Annotated in this window: 16 protein-coding genes; 5 read left to right on the top strand and 11 right to left on the bottom strand. The window is 39.0% G+C overall.

The window, feature by feature from the left end; translation table 11 throughout:
* The gene (locus tag JWG40_RS09580) at positions 1-789 is read right to left on the bottom strand and encodes an AAA family ATPase (RefSeq protein ID WP_205285568.1); all 789 of its coding nucleotides are present in this window, start codon (positions 787-789) and stop codon (positions 1-3) included.
* Positions 790-903: 114 nt separating this feature from the next.
* Here JWG40_RS09580 and JWG40_RS09575 point away from each other — a divergent pair, with 114 nt between their 5' ends.
* Complete coding sequence (locus tag JWG40_RS09575) at positions 904-2,814, top strand: hypothetical protein (protein WP_205285567.1); 1,911 nt, start codon at positions 904-906, stop codon at positions 2,812-2,814.
* Positions 2,814-3,524, top strand: a complete 711-nt coding sequence (locus JWG40_RS09570) for a carbon-nitrogen hydrolase family protein (protein WP_205285566.1) — start codon at positions 2,814-2,816, stop codon at positions 3,522-3,524. The genes JWG40_RS09575 and JWG40_RS09570 overlap by 1 nt, the downstream gene beginning before the upstream one ends.
* 67 nt (positions 3,525-3,591) lie before the next feature.
* Here the strand turns inward: JWG40_RS09570 and JWG40_RS09565 are convergent, their stop codons facing one another.
* From JWG40_RS09565 to JWG40_RS09555, 3 genes are read right to left on the bottom strand one after another with little or no spacing between them, the layout of a single operon-like run.
* Positions 3,592-4,152 carry a lipoprotein signal peptidase gene (locus tag JWG40_RS09565; RefSeq protein ID WP_205285565.1) on the bottom strand — a complete coding sequence of 187 codons (561 nt, stop codon included), beginning with the start codon at positions 4,150-4,152 and terminating at the stop codon, positions 3,592-3,594.
* A gap of 18 nt (positions 4,153-4,170) precedes the next feature.
* Complete coding sequence (locus tag JWG40_RS09560) at positions 4,171-5,805, bottom strand: ABC1 kinase family protein (protein WP_205285564.1); 1,635 nt, start codon at positions 5,803-5,805, stop codon at positions 4,171-4,173.
* Positions 5,802-6,842: a Gfo/Idh/MocA family protein gene (locus JWG40_RS09555; protein WP_205285563.1), complete on the bottom strand. Its 1,041-nt coding sequence runs from the start codon at positions 6,840-6,842 to the stop codon at positions 5,802-5,804. Before JWG40_RS09555 ends, JWG40_RS09560 begins: the two co-directional genes overlap by 4 nt.
* Positions 6,843-6,893: 51 nt before the next feature.
* Here JWG40_RS09555 and JWG40_RS09550 point away from each other — a divergent pair, with 51 nt between their 5' ends.
* From JWG40_RS09550 to JWG40_RS09540, 3 genes are read left to right on the top strand one after another with little or no spacing between them, the layout of a single operon-like run.
* Positions 6,894-8,273, top strand: coding sequence for a UDP-N-acetylmuramoyl-tripeptide--D-alanyl-D-alanine ligase (locus tag JWG40_RS09550; protein WP_205285562.1), 1,380 nt, complete (start codon positions 6,894-6,896; stop codon positions 8,271-8,273).
* 30 nt (positions 8,274-8,303) lie between these two features.
* Positions 8,304-8,801, top strand: coding sequence for a 5-(carboxyamino)imidazole ribonucleotide mutase (gene purE, locus JWG40_RS09545; protein ID WP_205285561.1), 498 nt, complete (start codon positions 8,304-8,306; stop codon positions 8,799-8,801).
* A complete protein-coding gene (locus JWG40_RS09540; protein ID WP_205285560.1) occupies positions 8,785-9,915 on the top strand; it encodes a 5-(carboxyamino)imidazole ribonucleotide synthase in 1,131 nt (376 codons plus the stop codon). Before purE ends, JWG40_RS09540 begins: the two co-directional genes overlap by 17 nt.
* A gap of 1 nt (position 9,916) precedes the next feature.
* Here the strand turns inward: JWG40_RS09540 and murC are convergent, their stop codons facing one another.
* The 7 genes from murC to rsmH are packed head-to-tail and all read right to left on the bottom strand — an operon-like array spanning position 9,917 to position 17,551.
* A complete protein-coding gene (gene murC, locus JWG40_RS09535; protein ID WP_205285559.1) occupies positions 9,917-11,344 on the bottom strand; it encodes a UDP-N-acetylmuramate--L-alanine ligase in 1,428 nt (475 codons plus the stop codon).
* 26 nt (positions 11,345-11,370) lie between these two features.
* Entirely contained in the window at positions 11,371-12,447 is a 1,077-nt protein-coding gene (locus JWG40_RS09530) for a UDP-N-acetylglucosamine--N-acetylmuramyl-(pentapeptide) pyrophosphoryl-undecaprenol N-acetylglucosamine transferase (RefSeq protein ID WP_205285558.1), read from the bottom strand.
* Positions 12,444-13,592 (bottom strand): FtsW/RodA/SpoVE family cell cycle protein, encoded by a 1,149-nt coding sequence (locus tag JWG40_RS09525; protein ID WP_205285557.1) that lies wholly within the window; start codon positions 13,590-13,592, stop codon positions 12,444-12,446. Before JWG40_RS09525 ends, JWG40_RS09530 begins: the two co-directional genes overlap by 4 nt.
* A 23-nt stretch (positions 13,593-13,615) precedes the next feature.
* A complete protein-coding gene (mraY, locus tag JWG40_RS09520) occupies positions 13,616-14,728 on the bottom strand; it encodes a phospho-N-acetylmuramoyl-pentapeptide-transferase (RefSeq protein WP_205285556.1) in 1,113 nt (370 codons plus the stop codon).
* A 17-nt stretch (positions 14,729-14,745) separates the two neighbouring features.
* Entirely contained in the window at positions 14,746-16,266 is a 1,521-nt protein-coding gene (locus tag JWG40_RS09515; protein ID WP_205285555.1) for a UDP-N-acetylmuramoyl-L-alanyl-D-glutamate--2,6-diaminopimelate ligase, read from the bottom strand.
* Positions 16,263-16,619, bottom strand: coding sequence for a hypothetical protein (locus JWG40_RS09510; protein ID WP_205285554.1), 357 nt, complete (start codon positions 16,617-16,619; stop codon positions 16,263-16,265). Before JWG40_RS09510 ends, JWG40_RS09515 begins: the two co-directional genes overlap by 4 nt.
* Positions 16,607-17,551, bottom strand: coding sequence for a 16S rRNA (cytosine(1402)-N(4))-methyltransferase RsmH (rsmH, locus tag JWG40_RS09505; RefSeq protein WP_205285553.1), 945 nt, complete (start codon positions 17,549-17,551; stop codon positions 16,607-16,609). Before rsmH ends, JWG40_RS09510 begins: the two co-directional genes overlap by 13 nt.
* Positions 17,552-17,614: the final 63 nt, after the last annotated feature.

Here is a 17,614-nt window from a genome sequence, read left to right as displayed (position 1 = left end):
TTAGTTCAAATAAACTCGGTAGTCGTCTTCTGATTTGAAGAGGGTTCCTGCAAATGGAATTTTACTAGATTCCAAAGTTTCCCCTGATACTAACAAAACTTGAATCCAGTCCAAAAGTTCGCTTGTGGAAGGTTTTTTTCGGAGGCTTTCGATTTTTCGGATTGAATAAAACATGGCCAAAGCTTTTTCCATAAACTCTGTTTGAATGGATGGATAATGAGCTTTGATGATTTCTTTCATCGCCTCTCGTTTCGGAAATTCAATGTAATGGAAGATACAACGCCTGAGGAAGGCATCGGGAAGTTCCTTTTCGTTATTGGAAGTGATGATGACAATCGGTCTTTCTTTGGCGATGATATGTTCTTTGGTTTCTGGAATGAAAAATTCCATTTTGTCCAATTCTAAAAGCAAATCATTCGGAAATTCAATATCTGCCTTGTCAATTTCGTCTATGAGGACTACTGCTTTGTCTGGTTGGGAAAATGCTTCCCCAAGGGCCCCGAGCCGGATGTAGTTTTTTACATCCCTGACCCGGAGCATGGCTTCCTCTTCTGGGAACCGAGAGTCATTCAATCGAGAAACGGCATCATAGAAATACAAACCTTCTTTGGCCAAACTAGTGGATTTAATATGCCAGCGGTAAAAGGGAAGGTTCTTTGTCTCGGCAAGGAAACTCGCAAGGAGAGTTTTCCCGGTTCCTGGTTCCCCTTTCAGAAGGAGAGGTCGTTTTGTAATTTCTGCCACTTGGACCGCTTCTTTGAGATCTTCGGACAGGATGTAATCAGCCATGGTGTATTTACCTTTTGGACTCCAATCTTTTCGGAAAAACGGGGGAATCCACTAAAAATTGCTTTTTGTAAGAAATTGAATTCCCATATTAAGGATTTGGAACGATAGTAAATTATGGGCGATTTTGATAATACGAAACGGGCAATTGGCGTTGGGAAACTGGATGATTCTGCAAGAAAGGATATGTTCAATAAGTTTGTCAGTGCCGGCGGGGAAATTGTAAAAGAAAAACAACCGCAAAAAGAAGACGACTCAAAGAAGAGTCGCCCAGAACCCAAGGTTCGACAAAGCACCGTTTCCCGTGGAAACGACGATAGCCGATCGGGAAGTCGGGGTGGAAACCAAAACAAATCTGATTCTGGAAACGCAAGATCCCAAGCAGATTCAAAAGCCCAATACGAAAAAGAAATTAGTAGTTTTTCAGCAAGGTTTGGGATCAAACTCAAATGTTGGCTTGCCCGTGTCACCCCGTTTGGAACAAGCGACCTCACTCCCAAGTTCATGCACGATTTTAGCATTCGCGCCAAACAATCCTTAATTGAACTTCAATACAGTGGAAATGAACTTTTAGCAAACCAACAATATTCTCCTCAACTGAGTAAAGCTTTAGATAAAATCAATCCGCTCCTCGTGGAATTACTTGCCATGGGCCAAAAACTTTATAATGGCCCCGAACTAACAGACATTACTGATCCCATCCTGGTTGCCCCAGAGTCTCCCGTTGCTATCGAACGAGTCAAAAATCCAATTTATGCACTTTTTAAAAGGATGTACATTCTTTATCCTTACCAAGAGACTTTAAAAAAATCTTTTGTCCAAGCTTATGATGAATTACAAAAATTGGAAGGGAAACCATCACTAATTTATGCGAACAAAAAACGAAAGGTAACGCAAGAAATTGATACGTTGTTTGAAGGTTTTTTTGATAGGCTTTATCTTATTATCTTAAGGGCAGAAAATAAAAATATCCCACTTATCTCTCGTTATATGGAAAACCTTTTGGGTATTCTTCCTGAAGATCGCCCTGGCCAAAGAAAGTCAGGAGAAAATGTTCCTGGTGGAAAGCAGGTAGAAACCAGAGACGATAAAAAAGAGGAAGAAGCAAAAAAGGAGGATGCAGAAGAAGAAGTTCCTCTTTCCAAAGAGCAAGCGTATGGCCTTCGTTTGATGCAGATGTATTCTCTACCGAAACTTCGTAAAAAATTTGATCCAAAAAATGAGTATGGTCACATTTCCGATTCGGATAAAGCCCTACTTGCCTTGTTCTATTTCTTTGAATTTGATGATGAATATTCCTTTGTGATGACAACAAAAAAAATTGATATCAAACCTGGCTCGGTTAACGGAGTTAAGGTGGATTATCGCCAAAAGATGTTGGATATTTATGAAGGCACAAGAACCATCATTGACCAATTCCGTATTTATAACGACATCGTAAGAGAGTTAGAAAAACACAAAGCCAATCCAGGTGCCAACTACATTGAAGCTTCCAAAAAACTAACAGGAATTGAACAAAAACGTACCGGACAATCCAGAACCGTTAGATTGGCCATCAAAGAATTTAGTTTAAAATCCAGAGATTCTCTTCTTGTTCTGATAAAGGACATGAAAAGCAAAAAGGAAATCGTCGCAAACATGAATGACGTTTTGACTTTGGATTCGATGGAGTCTCGCAAACGGCTCAATAAAAAACCGGTGAAACAGTGCATTATGGAAGCCTATTGTTACTTAATGGCTTTGTATGAGCGCTTGGAAACTGGTGATTTATTCGGTGGCCTTGTGGAACTCACTCCAGAACAAATGAAATCTTCTTTTGGTGTGGAATTGGGAAATGCTAGTGGTGAATCTACGGATACAGAGTTTGCTGATTTAGACAAAGATTCCTCTGAACCATCGAATCCAGTTGCGAAAACAAATCAAAGTTCGGAAACTAATGACTTAAGTGAGGATTCCTCTAGTGAAGAAAATGACAGTTCGGATGATCCTTTAGATGATGACATATTACCATCTGGGAATCCATTTTAATGGCAGTCATAAAAATCGCAATCTACCAAAAGAACTTACATAAACGCATAAGCCCTGAGGAAATTTTAAAAATCCAACAAAGTAAGGCTCATTTTTTGATTTTACCGGAAGGTTTTCCTCACTTCTTTCAAAGTGAATCGCCTGAAACCGCCGCCAAACACGAAAAAGAATACCAAGACCATTTGTTGGAAATTTCGGAAACTTTTCCTGGGGTCATTCTCGGCGGTAGCCACTATCGAAAAAATGAAGAAGGTCATTTGGTTTCCGCTCTACCCATTGTCCAATCTCTAGTCTTAGTAGATTTCTACGAAAAAAAATCCCCTTCCCTTTCTAAAGAACCCGGTGTGGTTCCTGGAAAAACAGAATCTATCTTTATCATGGGGGGCCTTCGTTTTGGACTTCTTGTTGGTGAAGATTTAGAAAATGAATCTATCTGGAAAGAGTTTAAAAAAGAAGATATTGAAATCATATTCTATTTATCTTATGCCGACGAAAAACGTTCTTATGAGGAAGATCTTACCTACTTTGAATCGCTTGCCAAAGAAAGAGGGGTCCATTTAATCCGTGTTTGTGGACCATCAGAAGGGAAACCGGCCCGTAGTCTCTACGCATCCCCCTCTGGAATCAATTGGAAAGTAGGTAAAGTAGAAGAAGACAAGGATGTGTTTAAAACTTTGTCTGTGAATGTGATGAGAAGTTATTTGTTATAATAAAAAAGTCGGGATCTTTTTTTGCGAACGGATCCCTATTACTTTTCCACTTATATTGATTTTAGTTTTATTTTTTATCTAACTCTTTCCAGTCCATAGTGAAAAGGAGGATGACGATTCCAATCGACACACAAGAATCGGCAACATTAAACGCAGGCCAACGATCAAAGAGTAAAAAATCGGGCCATTCAAAGTCGAGAAAATCCACAACGCCAATGTATTCGACTCCCGGTTTTTCTGGTGTGAACCCGAATCGAAAACCAACTCCCGGAATTTTTACAAAAAATTTATCTAAAAAATTCCCGAAAGCTCCTGCCATCACAAAATTCCAGCCCCAAGCATTTCCCAAATCAGCATTTTGCCAACGATAGAAAATAAGGAATATAATGGCAAATCCTGTAGCAAAAAGGGATGGCAGGGCGTTGTCTTGAAAAAGTCCAAACACAAAACCGGTATTAAAAGTTAAGGACAATCGGAAAAAATCACCTAACACAGGAATACTTTCGTGGGCAAACATTTTGGTGATGATAATATATTTAGATGATAAATCTAAAAAAAGTCCAACTGCAACAAAAGCAAGATATCCTGGTTTAAAGACCGAAAAAAATGGGGTTTTAGGTAAATTCATAAATTAAAGAGGGTCCGTTTATTTTTGTTTCCAATAACTGAGACTTGATTTGGCTAAAGACCAAAAACTCAGCCCTGATAGTATGTAAAATAATATGCTTGGTTCTTTCCATAATTTTTCCGAATAATACATTCCGAAAAAGAAAAATATCGAACCGAGCGCTCCGAAGGTAAATATTTCCTTTAGCCGTAATTCCTCTTTTCTTGAGGAATCCGGGGTTTGGAACTCTCCTCGGTTCCATTTGTATAAAAATTCATTCAGTTCCTTAGGAAGTGAAAAGAGACTCGTAATGAATTCTTCCCCTTCATCCTTCCAAAGTTTTTTCAACGAACTTCCTTTCAGAACAATCTGCGAGAATGGTTTTTCTGCATAATCAATCATGGATCTTGTTGGGTCCAAATAGGATGAGTTTCCAAGTAACAAAGCAAGTACGCGGTGGAGACTTAGGAAATTGGGGGGAAGTTTCAAACTAGAAAGAAGTCGTTTTAAACTTACTTGGATTTCTTTTAAAAATCGAAGGTCCTCTGCTGGACGAAGTGTATCAAGACCAATGTTACGAAAGTGGTCAGTGGAATCTAAAATTCGATTTAATTTTTCCAGAGAATACTTCACTATTTGGATGAGTTCTTCTTTCGATAATGATTCGGTTACGGCTCCAAGTTCAAATAAAGATTCTGTGATTAGATGATAGTCTTTTCGCATAGCACCAATTAGAATTCTTTCTAAAATACGAGTTTCTTCTTCGGAGATGGATTGAACGGCACCAAAATCAATAAAACAAAGTTCCCCAGTCTCCATAAAAATTAGATTTCCAGGATGTGGATCTGCATGAAAGAATCGGTATTCGAAAATCATTAGGATATAAGCCCGAACCAGTTTTTCTAAATTGGGATTTTTTTTGGTATGGGATTCCAAAACCCCTAATTCGTAAATTTTTTTGCCTTCCACAAATTCTGTAACTAACGTATGTTTGTTACAGAGTCCATCTATCGGATTTGGGAAATAAAAATCTTTTTCTAAAGCAAATAGTTGTTTGGTGTATTTTAGGTTTTTTAATTCGCTTCGAAGATCAAGTTCTGCACGAATCATAGAGTGCAGTTGTTCGTTTACTTCTTTGGCAGAAATTTTAAATACAAATCGGTCAATGATCCAAAGTACCCTAGAGATAGTTTTTAAATCGCGAATGGCATCTTCTTCAATTCCAGGATATAAAGTTTTTATTGCGACTTTTTTCTCATTGTAATAACCAATATGGACTTGGGCGGTCGAAGCACTTGCATAAGATGATTTGTCTAGATTTGTGAAGATTTCATTCATTGATTTTCCATAATCATGGATCCAACGTTTGTCAATATCCTCGAATTTTCTGGGTGGGATTTTATCTTGTAAGTCTTGTAGTTCCCATAAGAATTCTTCTGGTAAAACATGAAATAAATTGCTTATAAATTGACCAATTTTGATATACACTCCACCTAATCGAAAGAATAGGATCTTTGTCTCTTTACCTTTTCTTTTTAAAAACTGAATCCGGAGGTTTTCATATTTAGATTGGCTTTTGAATTTTCGTTTGATTTTGGTTAATACGAGATAGTGGAACCAAGTTTTTATTACAAAAAAATAAATGGAAGCGGACCTGTTTTGTTTTGAATTCATTGTTTTCGCCTGTAAATGGATTCTATCAAGCTTAGAATCTCAATATTATTGGAAAGTGTCCCTTCCATCGTTTGTTTTTTTCCCGTAATCACTTGAAAGATTTCATCATATATTCCGATAAATGCATTGGCTGTTTCTGGTTTTGGAAACTGAGCTGGAAGAAAAGGAACTAAACTCCGAAATCCTTTGTACAACTTTGACGTTTCCGATTGGTAAAACTGAAAACCATCATTGGAACAAATAATTCTGTGGGTATCGGTATGGATATCGAGTTCAAATTGAAAATAGTCTCTTTCGCCCGCCACATCTAAAAGAACATCCACACCTGCTTTAGTTCGAAACCAGGCCACAGCTCTTGATTCGATAGAATTCCTTTTTGGTCTTTCTAATTTTGCATCCACTAACTTGGGTTTTCCGAGAATCCAATGGATGAGATCTACCGCATGTGTACCGTCATGGAGTAAAGGGCCACCACCTAGTTTTGAAAATGCAAGGCCAGGGTTTTTAGCCGAAGTAAATACAGAGGCTCGGATGGATTTCAGGTTCCCAAAATTCCCTTTTGTTAGTTGGTCTTTTACAAATTGATAACTGGGATGATACCTTCTTTCATGGTTGATCCAAATTCGGGTTTTGTGTTTTTTTGCGAGTTTTTGAATCCGTTTGGCCCCGGATTCTGTGAGTGCCACTGGTTTTTCAATGAGAAGATTGGGAATCCCTTGGCGGATGCAGTGTTTGGCCCAGTCTTCGTGGTTGGCACTGGGAGTGGAAATGACTGCTAATTGAATGGAATTAGGTAGGGTTACTTTCCTGGGGTCGGAGTTTACGATTTCTGTTTTTGCATCCCAATAGGATTGAAAAGATTCACATTTTTCGGGATTTGTATCCAACCCCAAAATAAATTCAAACCGATCTTTTCCCCAGTCGGAGTTGAGCACGCCCATATGAGTGCAGGGTTTTTTGCGAAAAGGATCCGTTTCTAAACTGGAACAAATCCGTCCTAGGCCAATCAGGATGGTTTTGATTTTGGATCGTTTCATTTATCTTTTTCTTCCAAATCTTTCTTTCCGAAAGAAACTGGCGTAGAAGCTATGATCGCACCATTTGAATATTCCCTGTCAACTATTCTAAGTTTGTTTTCCAAAGACCCACATTGGGACCGGACGGACAATCCTACCTTCCGTTGGATCACAACCTCATCTGCTGAAACCAAGCCTTGGTCTTTGTTTGTTCCCTTACGAGGAACAAGGGATGGTCATGAATTTATACCCGATGCCTTATCGAAAGGGGCACTTGCCTTTCTATGCGAAAAAAACCACCCTATCTTAAAAAAACTTTCCGATGCCGATCAGTCGAAAGCGATTTTAGTTCCCGATTGTTTACTCGCACTGGGAGTCCTTTCCCGTTACCATAGAATTAGATTTAGACCCATCATTTTTGCAGTCACTGGATCATCAGGAAAAACAACCACAAAGGATTTGTTAGGTGGCTTGTTCAGTTTTTTGAATCGAAAATCCCTTGTGGTTACAGAAAAAAATTATAACAATGAAATCGGACTTCCGTTTACTTTGTTTCGGATTACCGAAGAGACTCGAGTTGTGATTTGTGAATTGGGAATGAACCATAGAGGAGAAATCGCTAGGCTCTCCCAGATCGCTGAACCTACACATGCCCTTATCACAAATATTGGTTCGGCCCATATTGAAAATCTTAAATCACGAGAAGCCATTGCCGAAGAAAAAATAGATATCATCAGTGGAATGCCAGAAAATTCAGTCATCTTTGTACCCGACGACTTGGAGTTTTTGAATCGTGTGAAATTGAGAACTAAAAAACAAAAAATTAAGCTTTTGATTTGGAATCATAAAGAAAAACCCAATTTAAAAATAAAGAAAATAGAACCAAATGGATTTCGCCTGGAGTGGAAAGGAAAAGAGATCCATTGGAAACTCCCTGGCTCAAAGCTTCTTTCCAATGTGCGAGGAATGTTGGCTGTAGGAACTCATTTTGAAATCCATCCAGACCAAATTACAAAAACAATTCAAAATTACAAAAGCCCTGACAAACGATTGAATATAAACAAGGGTTACTATACCATCATTGATGATTGTTATAATGCCAATCCAGAATCCATGCTTTCTAGTATTGGAGCAGCAGAACAGTTTGCCGGTGATAAAAACATCGTATGGATTTTAGGTTCGATGAAGGAGCTCGGGAAGTTTTCGAAATACTATCATGAAGAGATGGGAAAAGAAATCCAGAGAATCGGAAAAGGTGTCTTACTCGGATTTGGCGAAGAAACAAAACCTATGGTGAAGAAAGTGCATGGAGCCCAATGTTTTACCGAAGCGGAGGAACTCATTCAATTTGTGAAATCGACTGTTCCGAAACATTCTGTTTTACTCGTCAAGGGATCTCGGTCTATGAAAATGGAAAGAATAGTACTAGCCTTAGAAACATTTAAGGGTTGATGAAGAATTGGCCTTTCCTAGATTACACGTATGCCTACAAATCTACCAAAAGTAGCTGTCATTATGGGTTCCCATTCTGATTGGGAAACCATGAAAGAAGCCTGTGATATTTTGACAGAGTTTGGAATTCCTTTTGCAAAAGAAATTGTATCAGCACACCGTTCTCCTGAAAGGATGGTCGAGTTTGCAAAATCTGCAAAACAAAATGGATTTGGTGTAATCATTGCTGGTGCTGGTGGTGCCGCCCATTTGCCCGGAATGACAGCTTCCCTTACCACATTACCCGTATTAGGTGTTCCAGTGCAGTCCAAGGCATTGAATGGAATGGATAGTCTTTTATCGATTGTTCAGATGCCGAAAGGTGTCCCGGTTGCCACGTTAGCAATCGGGACGAGTGGTGCTGCCAACGCAGGATTACTAGCGGTTCGTATCCTTTCTTTATTGGATGCAGAGTTACACAAAAAATTAGAATCTTTTGCAGACAACAACCGTAAGTTAGCACTTTCTAAAAATGACCAACTTATCTAAAGAAAATCAAAATCTAAAAATAGGTGTTTTGGGTTCAGGCCAACTCGGACAGATGATGTGTTTAGAAGCCCTCCCCCTGGGTTATGATTTTTATTGTTATTCACCAGACGAGGATTCCCCCGCAGAAAAGGCGGGAGCCCGAGCAACAGTCGGTAGTTACGAAGACTTATCCAAATTAAAAACATTTCTTTCGAAAATTGATGTTTTAAGTTTCGAGTTTGAAAATATTCCCAAATCCACGTTAGAGTATTTGGAGTCACAATCAAAACAAATTCAAATTTTTCCACCCGCGAGGGCATTGGTCATTGCCCAAGATCGGTATTTAGAAAAGACTCATTTTCGTAAGTTAGGATTTCGCACTGCCGATTTTTTTCACCTAACAGAAGACACTGCAAAGTTTGAAATCGCAATCCCTTTCCCTTGGATCATCAAAACACTTCGTTTTGGGTATGATGGAAAAGGTCAGGTCAAAGTTAAGGATGAGAACGAATACCAAAACTTTTTATACAAAGCCTTTCCTTCAGGAAAAGAGGAGTATCTGGTTGAGGAAGTGATTCCCTTTCAAAAAGAAATCAGTATCATCCTCACTCGCTTTCAAAATGGGGAAATTGTTTGTTACGGGGCTGTAGAAAATGAACACAAAAATCATATTTTAGATCTCTCTATTTATCCTGCCAGAATTCCAGCAGGCCTGAACCTGGAGGCCACTGAAATGGCTTCAAAACTCGCGGAGACTTTGGGATATGTGGGAACAATGGGTGTGGAATTCTTTTTAAAAGAAAACCATATTTATCTGAATGAATTTGCTCCGAGACCTCACAACACGGGACATTTCACTCAAGATTGCCAAAGTTTTTCACAGTTCCATTTGCATGTAGCTGCAATTACAGGAAACTATCCCCCAACAGATGTTAGACCAAAACCTACGTTAATGAAAAATATTTTAGGAAATGAATACAAAGAGAGTTTGTCTATCGCTCGTTCTCTATTAAAAGATGATAGATACCAATTGCATCTTTATGGAAAACGGGATGCAAAATTTGGAAGAAAAATGGGGCATATGAATTTTAAAGGAAATTTAGAAGAGGTAAACCCCCTCTTTCATGACCTTTAATCTATAATTTCGATTTGTCTTCTAATAATTTAAGGCCCCAGTCTCTCACATTTCCAGCACCTAAACAAAGGAACATATCCCCTCCTTGTAATTTGGATTTGATAGAGATTAAATCTAAATTCATATCTCCTTTTAAAAATTCTGCATTCTTTGTATTCAGGAAAGGTAAAAAGGATTCATGAGTGATTCCCGGAATGGGTGGTTCCCCTGCGGAATAGATGGGTAAAATTAAGAGATTATCTGTAAAAGAAAGAGACTCTGCCAGTTCTTTTAATAACAACTGTGTGCGGGTATAACGATGCGGTTGGAAAAGAACGACAAGCCTTCCATTCAATTTCAATTTGTTTTTTAAGGAACGAATGACCATGGCAATTTCTGTGGGATGGTGACCGTAGTCATCCATCACAGTGACCCCATTCCAAATTCCTAAAATTTCTTGCCTTCGTTTAACACCAATATAACGAGAGAGTATATCCGCAGATATTTCAGGAGAAACTCCTGCTACAAAAGCTCCCACAAGGGCTACAAGCCCGTTGGTCAGATAATGAACCCCGGGATAGGGTAATTGTAAAGATAGGGAAGTAAATCCGGGAAAATCAAATTCCAAAACATCGTCTTTGATATGATACCGTATCGGAATGAGTTGGTTTCCGAGTGTCAATTCTAAAGAAAGATACCATTCTGATTTTGTATCTTTACTTTCTAGACAGAGATAGAGTCGGAATTCTGGAGAAAACTGAATGTCCTTAGTTTTATGTAAGAGGACATCCCGAATCCCAGGATCATTGGCATACAACACGGCATCACCGGCAGTGCCAAAAGAAATATATTCAAAAAAGGCATCTTCTAAACGTTCGCGGGTTTTGTAATAATCCAAATGGTCATTGTCAATATTTGTCAATAGACGGATGGAAGCTTTGTGGCCAAGAAAGGTCCCGTCAGATTCATCCGATTCGTAAACGGCAAATTTTCCACCCCCGATCTTTCCTCCGCGTTTTTCCAAAAGACTCGTGTCCCCACCAATCATAATGGTAGGATCCAATCCCAATTCAGTTAGAATTTGAGAAACCATGGTGGTCGTAGATGTTTTTCCATGACTGCCGGCAACGGAAATGGATTTTTGGTTCGAAACCAAAAGATGCATAAATTCTGATCTATGTTTAAGAGGAATGTTTTTGTTTTTAATTTCATCAAACACTTGTTTGTGTTTGTCGTTGATTGCAGAACTATACACTACCATCTCGATTCCTTCTAAAGGAATCTGTTCGATATTGTTTTGAATGGTAGCCCCACGTTCTTCTAAGTATCGAGTTGTTTCCGAATTTTTTTTGTCGTAACCAAAAACCGAAAGTTTTAAGTCGAGTGCCATATGGGCAAGACTCGACATTCCACTTCCACCAATTCCCAAAAATAAAATAGGACCTTTCACTGTATTTATACTTCGATATATATATATTAATGAAAAAAATAGGAAACCGTTTGGTATGCTGCATTCACATTGGAAAGTGCCAAAGAAGTATGTCCCATTTCTCGGAGAATTTCCGAGTGATCCTTCCACCCGAGTAAAATCTGCACAAGCCTCGTGGGATCTTCTGAAGTGGAATGAATGGTCACCGCCGCCCCTTGGGATTCTATATAATTTGCATTTTCCTTTTGGTGGTTGTCTGCGGCATAAGGATAAGGAATGAGAATCATCGGAAGGCCAAAAACCAAACATTCAGCAAGAACTCCGGCACCTGACCTTGCGACGACTATATTTGCCCATTCATAATTAGGTTTCATATCATTCGCATAAGAAATGATTTCTGCATCCCCAACTGATTTTCGTTTGGTTTCTTCATACAAAGAAGTTCCTGTTAACAAACGAAATTTATACTTGTTTGCAATCTCAGGATTTTCCATTGCTTTTAGAATCATTTGGTTGAGTTGCCTTGCCCCTTGGGATCCACCAAGAACAAGAACATTGACGGTATTCTTTTTTCCTTCATGTAAGTTTTCATTTTGTCGGATATTTAAGTTTATTGGAATCACACGTTTACGGATCGGATTTCCTATGGTTTTGCCAGAAATGGAATATCCTTCTGCTAAGGGAAAACTGAAAGCGAGTTTCTCCGAAAACCTGGCAAAGATACGAGTGATTTTTCCTGGAACACAATTTTGTTCACAAAGATATAATTTCTTTCGAAATAGAATGGCATAGAGGATGGCAGGAAGACTAGAATACCCTCCCATCCCGATCACTGCCCTTACTTTCAACTGATGAAAGAGCAAAATCGTTTTAAAAAAAGGATATAAGAATAAAAGCGGATAAACTAATGTTCGTAGACCACCTAACTGAGGCACATTATGCCAAAGAACAGTACATGGCGGATTTAAAAGATCAGGATTGTCTTTGTTACGTACAAGGGAATGTAAATACACCGCATCAAATCCAAACGTGGAAATTTTTTCTGCTAAAACTTCGGCAAGTGCCACTCCTGGCGATATATGTCCACCGGTCCCACCAGCTGCAATCAATACGGATCCACTCATAATACCAAATTCTCTTTACTGGTGATGTTGGCAAGAATTCCGAATAGGATAAAAATTGTAATGAGGGAGGATCCTCCATAACTTAAAAAAGGTAAGGAAATTCCTGTGACAGGAACAATTCCAGTCACTACAAATAAATTCAAAATGGTTTGGAATCCAAAGAGAATGAGAATTCCCGATGCCAAAAAAAAGCCAAGTTTGTCTTTCAAACGTTGGATTAAAAAATAAATTCGGACAAAAAGAAAAATCACAACGGAGAGAAATAACAAAAAACCCAAAAATCCAAAATCTTCCACAAAAGATGCCATCACAAAATCAGTATGGCTATAGGCCAAATATCGGTGGGCATAACCGGAGCCGACGGGGCGACCCAAACTTCCTCCATCAAAGAAGGCACGAAAACTAGTGACCAACTGGTGGCCTTCATCAAATCGAAATTTATAAGGATCAAGCCAAATTTCTAAACGTTTTTTTCTGTAACCGACTTGGGTCACAAGAACTACAAGGAGAGGCAAAACAGAAGCGCCTAAGATAAAAAGCCGCTTCATGGGAAACCCAGCAAGGAGTACAAAGAAAAATAAAACAAGAAGGAGCTCAATCGTTGTACCAAAGGCAGGTTCAATCACAATCAGTACTAATGTGGCAATAATCAAAAGTACTGAGACAATCTTCTTTCTGTCCCATTTTACTTTTTTGAAATCAAAATTATAAAAGAAATAAGAGGAAAAGAGTAAAAGACTAATCTTTGAAAATTCGGAAGGTTGGATTTGGACTCCTCCAATTTGGATCCAACGATTAAAACTCCTTCCATAACTAGTTCCTACTGATTTTCCGAGGCCTGGGATAAACACTGAGATAAGTAATAACAAACTAAGAACAGAAAATAGAAAGGACCAGCGCACTAAAAATTGATAAGGAATTTGACTGAAAACCAAAAAACTAATAATCCCAAGAATCCCCCATAACAATTGTTTGTTTATGTAATAGTTTGGGTCGGAAAACTCGCGTTCGGCGGGAATGACAGAGGCACTGTACATAATAACAATGCCCATTCCAAATAGGAAAAAAATTCCATACAATACTGGCCCGTCAAACCTCGAGTTTCCAAATCGAAAGAGGTTTTGTATTGGCCTGTAGATTTCCATAACTGTTGTCTAACCGTGGTTGATTATTGGATCTTAAGGGTAGACAAGGTAATGATGGCTAGGATAATTCCGATGATCCAAAAACGGATCACTACTTTTTCTTCCGACCAACCAGACAATTCAAAATGATGGTGTAAAGGAGCCATTTTAAAAATTCGTTTTCCAGTGAGTTTGAATGACCCCACTTGTAAGATTACACTCACTGCTTCTGCCACAAAAATTCCTCCAAGGATCACTAGAAGGATTTCTTTTTTTAACATAATGGCTACAAGGCCAAGCGTAGATCCTAAAAATAAGGAACCTGTATCTCCCATAAACACTTGAGCGGGATGGCAATTGAACCATAAAAAACCAAGTAAGGCACCAGAAAGTCCTGCAAGGAAAACTGCATATTCATGAGATCCAGGAAGGTAAGGAATGTGCAAATAGTTTGCGGCAGAGGGAGTGCCGGATACATAAGAAATGAGGGCGAAGGTAGCTGTTGCAATCACAACCGTTCCCGAAGCAAGTCCATCGAGTCCATCGGTAAGATTGACTGCATGAGAGCTTCCAATTAACACGATGATGGCGAATGGAACTGCTAAGAATCCTAAATTCCAAACAGGACCTTTTACAAATGGTAAAAACAAATCAGTGATCGTAAATACAATCCCTTTGGTTGCGACTATATTGGATTTCCCGGTAAAGTAAAAGTAAATAGTAGTGATAGATACCGCAAAGAAGATAGTCACAAGAAATTTGGTTCTTGCTCTCATTCCTCCTTTGATTTTTTTTACCGACTTCATATAGTCGTCTGTAAATCCAAGACCTGCAAAAAGAATCGCAGAAACTAGAAGTAATAAAACATTTAAATTAGAGAGATTTCCCCATAACAGAGTGGAGACGGTAAGTGATAAAATCATTATGAGTCCCCCCATGGTGGGAGTTCCCGATTTGGCAGCATGAGACTGGGGTCCATCGTTACGGACCGATTCCCGAAACTTTAAGGAAAGGAGAAAGGAAATCAAAACCTTACCAAAAAGAAAGGTGATAAACATAGAAGTAAGACCCGCCATCATCGCACGTAGGGTTACATAACTAAAAACTCTAAGGAAACCGTAATCGTTTCCGAACGATTCATAAATCCACTGGAACATTCAACTTCCCCTTTCGACTAAAGTCCTAAATTTTGAAAAGCATTCTCTATCTCTTCAAAATCCACAAATTTTGTTTTTTCTTTTCCTATGATTTGGTAGGTTTCATGGCCTTTTCCGGCAACCACCAAAATCCCATCTCGTTCTAGTAATCCTACGGCTCTTTGAATCGCCACTCTTCGATCTGTGATTTTTTCATACCTTTGGAATCCACGAGAAAATCCGGATTCAATTTCATCCAAAATTGCTTCAGGAGATTCTGTTCTTGGATTGTCTGAAGTAAGAATGACAAAATCGGCAAAAGTTTCGGCAATGCGAGCCATTTGCGGTCGTTTGGTGCGGTCCCTGTCCCCACCACAACCAAATAGACAAATGATTTGTTTGGGAGCAATTTCCACACAACTCTTTAAGATATTTTCTAAGGCATCCGGTGTATGTGCATAATCCACTACCGCAATTCGAGTTCTGTCAGGAAAGGGAACCACATGAAAACGACCGGGTACTGTGGGGATTTTTTCCAAACAAGAAATCACTTCCTCCCATGGAAAGCCTAATTCATATGCAATGGCTAAGGCAAAAGAAGTATTGAATACATTGAAATTACCAAGTAAGTTTGTTTTGATACTACGGACTTCGATGAAGGGTAGGTTCTTTGCTTTTTTATGAAAACGGTATTCACTTCCCAAAAGAGAAAGTTTTGTATTTGTATAATTGAACTCACCCGATTTTCCCAAAATATAAACGGGAGATTTTAATTTGGCTTCGGCGATCCGTTTGACCATTGCCTTTCCGTAGGAGACATCACCGGCAACAAGTCCAAATTTATTTTTTACAGAGGATTGTTCTAAGAGTTGGAAAATTTTGAACTTACTTTCAAAATAATCTTCCATATTAGGATGAAAGTCCAAATGATCTTGAGTTAGGTTGGTAAATCCAGCACAAGTGATTTCCAAACCCGCCACCCGTCCTAGTTTCAATCCATGGCTACTCATTTCGATAAACACATACTCGATTCCCTCTTCTAACATTTGTTTGAGGAGAAGGTTGAGAGAAGATGCATCGGGAGTGGTATAACCCGATTCTAAAATCCGATCCATAATTTGGATTTGTACAGTTCCAATGAGAGCTGCATTTTTTCCAACTTTTCTTGCTAGGTGGAAAAGGATAAAAGTTAAGGATGTTTTGCCATTGGTTCCTGTGATGGCCACAAGCTTCATTTTTTTGGCTGGATTTCCGGCAAGAAGGCAGGCGATTTTACCATGAGCTTCTCCCAAAGCTTCTTCTGTTTCGAGAATTCCTGGAAAAAGTTCCAAACCCTTTAATTTTAAATGTCGTTTGGAAACAAGGACTACCTTAGAACCAAGTTCTTCTGCCATCTTAAGGAAGGTTTCTTGTTTTTCGTTTGTTTCTTCTGGGAGAACAAAGATATCATTTGGTTTTAGTTTGCGGCTATCGCCCCAGATATAATCCACTTCCAAAGAGCTTTCGCCTTTGATGAGTTTCACATCGGGAATTCGTTTGATGATTTCTGATAGTTTCATTTTTTTTCTGTAAGTTCCTCTTCCGGGATGGGAGGAAGCTCTATCGTCACTGTGCGATTTCCTAAACTAATAGGAAGGAATTGGTAAGTTCTACGGTAAAGTGTTTCAATTCGTTCAGCGGAAGTATAAGCTACAATTCCGATTTTCAGTTCATCATTCTTTCGTTTTAGCTCTTCTTTGGCGGAAGTCCTTTCGTGAATTTGGCGTGTGAGTCTTGCTTTCTCTAAACCTTGCCAAACAATGAAATAAAAAAATATCAGGAAAGGAAATAAAACTACCATGGGTTTCAATGGAGAAAAAAAACCAAGAACCAGTTCTGGAATGTTCCTCATATTTCCTTTCATCGTTCCCATCTAGGTTTTAATATCGGATCAATTTTTTGGATCCCCCTTAATTTTGCCGAACGAGAAGCCCTGTTTTCTCGGATTTCTGTGTCGGTTGGTAGGATGGGTTTTTTTGTTAAGATATCAAAATGTTCGGTTGTCTTTAGATCACGAAAAGTCCATTTGACAATTCGATCTTCTAAAGAGTGAAACGAGATACAAGCGAGAACCCCTCCCACTTTTAGCAAATCACTAAGAACCCGAATTCCTTTTTCTGCATGTAACAGCTCTTCGTTGACCTCTATCCTTAGTGCTTGGAAAATTTTGGTCGCTGGGTGGGATTCTTTTGGCCAAAACTTTCTAGGGATTGATGTTTCCACAAGTTTTACAAGTTCTGTATTGGTTGCAAATTTCTTTTTCTGCCTCGTCTGTACTATGTTATTTGCAACTTTTAAGGCCCAACGTTCTTCTCCGTATTCCCAAAAGACTTTTTTGAGATGTAAAACTGTGCTGTAATTAACGACATCCGCTGCCGTTTTCCTGCCCACTTGGGGTTCGAGGCGCATGTCCAGTGGTTCATCATTTTTAAAAGTAAATCCTCTTCCCGAATGTAGGAAGTGAAATAAAGAAACTCCTAAGTCCACGAGAGCGCCATCAAGCCCTGGACAATCCACCGAATCTAAAAGTTCTTTGTTCACTTCAGAAAAATTCATTTGGAAGGGATGGACACGGTCAAGAGATCCAATCACGGATAGAATTTCTTTTTTTGCCCGTTCCAACATGACAAAGTCACGATCGATGAGAATGAGCTTTGCATTAGGAAAGGTTTGTAAAATGAGTTTGGAATGCCCACCTTCCCCAGCAGTCCCGTCAAGAAACCATAGGGGTTCGGGGCTTTCCGTTTTTTGGAGCAAATCGATGACTTCTTTCGGAAGTACGGGAATATGAGGAGATTCTGACACTGTTACTTTCTTACTGTATACTTGTCAAAATCCTTGCAATCCTTTAATCCTTTAGGGAGATTG

This window comes from Leptospira abararensis (assembly GCF_016918735.1).
Classification (GTDB): Bacteria; Spirochaetota; Leptospiria; order Leptospirales; family Leptospiraceae; genus Leptospira_A; species Leptospira_A abararensis.
This window is presented reverse-complemented; position numbering and strand designations above follow the sequence as displayed.